Origin of the sequence: Eudoraea sp. (assembly GCF_049665975.1) — a bacterium.
Lineage (GTDB): Bacteria > Bacteroidota > Bacteroidia > Flavobacteriales > Flavobacteriaceae > Eudoraea.
The window spans coordinates 1-2,378 of sequence record NZ_JBATGR010000003.1; the positions used below are offsets into that span (position 1 = coordinate 1).

The 2,378-nt window shown below is 37.0% G+C and carries 4 protein-coding genes; 3 read left to right on the plus strand and 1 reads right to left on the minus strand.

What is annotated here, in order from left to right; all coding sequences use genetic code 11:
- Together WBN20_RS00140 and WBN20_RS00145 are read left to right on the plus strand one after the other, a co-directional pair.
- Positions 1-209: hypothetical protein (locus tag WBN20_RS00140; RefSeq protein ID WP_424280272.1), on the plus strand; the 209-nt coding region annotated here is incomplete at its 5' end.
- Positions 210-402: 193 nt separating this feature from the next.
- Positions 403-873, plus strand: a complete 471-nt coding sequence (locus WBN20_RS00145; protein ID WP_424280273.1) for a hypothetical protein — start codon at positions 403-405, stop codon at positions 871-873.
- A gap of 104 nt (positions 874-977) precedes the next feature.
- Here the strand turns inward: WBN20_RS00145 and WBN20_RS00150 are convergent, their stop codons facing one another.
- On the minus strand, positions 978-1,919 hold the full coding sequence (locus WBN20_RS00150; protein ID WP_424280274.1) for a L,D-transpeptidase: 942 nt from the start codon (positions 1,917-1,919) through the stop codon (positions 978-980).
- 181 nt (positions 1,920-2,100) lie between these two features.
- On the opposite strand from WBN20_RS00150, the gene WBN20_RS00155 reads away from it, so the two are divergent.
- Positions 2,101-2,378 (plus strand): MlaE family ABC transporter permease (locus tag WBN20_RS00155; protein ID WP_424280275.1); only part of this gene is annotated, 278 nt, incomplete at its 3' end.

A 2,378-nucleotide genomic window follows, 5' to 3' on the forward strand; every position in this document is an offset into this window, starting at 1 on the left:
TAGACTGGTTTGGTATAAAAATTGACAGTATATCGGGGGGTTTATGGAATATTAGTCCGGGGGTTACTTTCCAGATTATAAGAAATCTTGGGGTGAATCTTAATTATGAGTTTATGAACTTTAACGCAAATATTGACGAGACTGATTTTAGAGGTAGTTTTGATTTGACATTCAGTGGTCCTTCTTTGCGTGTTATAGGTAATTTTTAAATTCACTGAAGCAAAATCCATATAAAACAGTACTTAGCTGTCCGTAAATTAACTCTTTTTATTAAGGAATTTGGAATAAAAAATTTTCGCTTAGCGACATTATGCGCCAAATCGGAATAAGCTCGAAAAAGAGTGTAGCCGAGTTAGTTTTATTTATATTTTCGCTTCTAATTATGAACGTAAATAATCTAAAATGAAAACAAAAAATATTTTACTCGTTATTGGAATGATTTTAATGATGAGTCCTGCATTTTCTCAATCTTTTAATGACTATCTTGAGGTTGTAAGAGATGTTTTAAATACTGAAAAAAAGGCAGCCGTAGCTGAGACGATGGAGCTTAGCGAGGCTGAGAGTGGTCCGTTTTGGGCCTTATACAACGAATACAATTCCAAATTGTATAATGTTCATACGGAACGAGTTAATATTATTAAAGATTTTGCCGCCAGTTATGAGTCAATGACAGATGAAAAAGCCGATGCCCTTGTGAATCGGTCCTTGGCTTACCAGACAAAGCTGCTTAAGCTTAATAAGAGTTATTATAAAAAATTCAAAAAGATTCTTCCGGCCACAAAAGCAGCGCTCTATTTTCAGGTGGAAAGTAAAATTGATGATTTGGTTAATGCCCAATTGGCGTTGGAGATTCCTCTTGTTGAAGCCAATTAGTTCAACTAAATAGCGTATTTCGGCTATCCTACCGGATTGAAATGGAGGTCCGTTTGATTTATAGATATTCCACGGTTCTTTGGTGATAAATCTGATCTTTAACATCAATATCCATAAATATTCTTCAGTTGAATTGTATCACCCGAAGCCTCGGTAAGTTCCAAATCGTAACGGATTGTGATCGCAGTTCCCAGCGGTGCATAATAGTAAATGATCCAGGCATCTGATTCTTTTGTGCCAATACAGCCATTGGAACTGGATTTGCCCAAAGTTTCAGGATTGGTGGTAGGATGTATCATCTGGCCATTTCTGACATCGTCAATTTCAGTCTCTATCCAGGGTATTTGTGGCATTAAGGTTGTTTTTTTATCGTCTCTTTTGGTGAGATAGAAGCGTTTGTGGTTAACAGGATTATAAAAATCCGGATCCTTTTCATGCCTGACAATTTTTCCGCTACCCGTTTTGGTACGTAGGTCGGTGATTTTGTCAGCCATAGCCAAATATTTTTTTGTGTTTTTTCCAACTCTTACCGGAAAGTTAAATAGTGCTGTGGTATCCTGATAAATTCGCAGCTTAAATTCAGGAATGTTTACATCGAGATACATTCTATTAAACGAATTCAGGATGGTGGCTGCCGTTAGGGAATCCGGGAGCATTATAGAGTCTAATAATCTTAAAACTAATAGTTTACGCTGATCATAAACAAATGAATCACGCGCCATCATTCTATAGTAATCCGTATTCGCCAGGGTGTCAATTATCCAGGGATTGGCATGTACCAGGAGGTGTTCTGATAAGGGGTAAGGAACCAAAGAATCATAGGCTATTACCAAAGAATCCATATAGTTAAAATATTGACTTATGGCAATATCACGTGTAATATGGATCCAACTGCCCGTAATGAGTTTTTTTACAGAATCAGGAATAAGCTCCCTGGGTCCTACTTGCGTTTCTTTTGGTAGTTTATATAAATTGATAGGGGGTGTAAAAGAAGCACCAATTCCTAAAATGAGGATCCCAATAAAAAGTACAGGTTTTAGAGTCATTTGTATTGTGATTTTATTCCTACTTCCATTGGTCACAGAATTATCCGAGACAGCATAAAATTAGTGTTCATTAGACAAACAGACCATGAGCAAGATCAGTTTATACATATGACTTATATCATTTATAGTATAGCGTTTTAAAGGTAAATTTGAAAGAGTAAGTCCATAAGTTAAATAACCCATGAGTACGGTAAAACGAAGTTTGGGTGGAATAAAACAATTCTTTATTGAGATAGGGGAGCTGGCATATTTTGCCGGCCGCTTTTTTAAGGAACTGTTCAGGCCTCCTTTTGAGTTTAAAGAGTTGCTTAGGCAGTGTTATCATATGGGTAATCGTTCCCTGGTCCTGGTTCTGGTAACCGGGTTCATAATTGGGTTGGTACTTACATTACAATCCAGGCCTACCCTCATTGAGTTTGGTGCAGAATCCTGGATGCCAAATATGGTAGGGATTTCTAT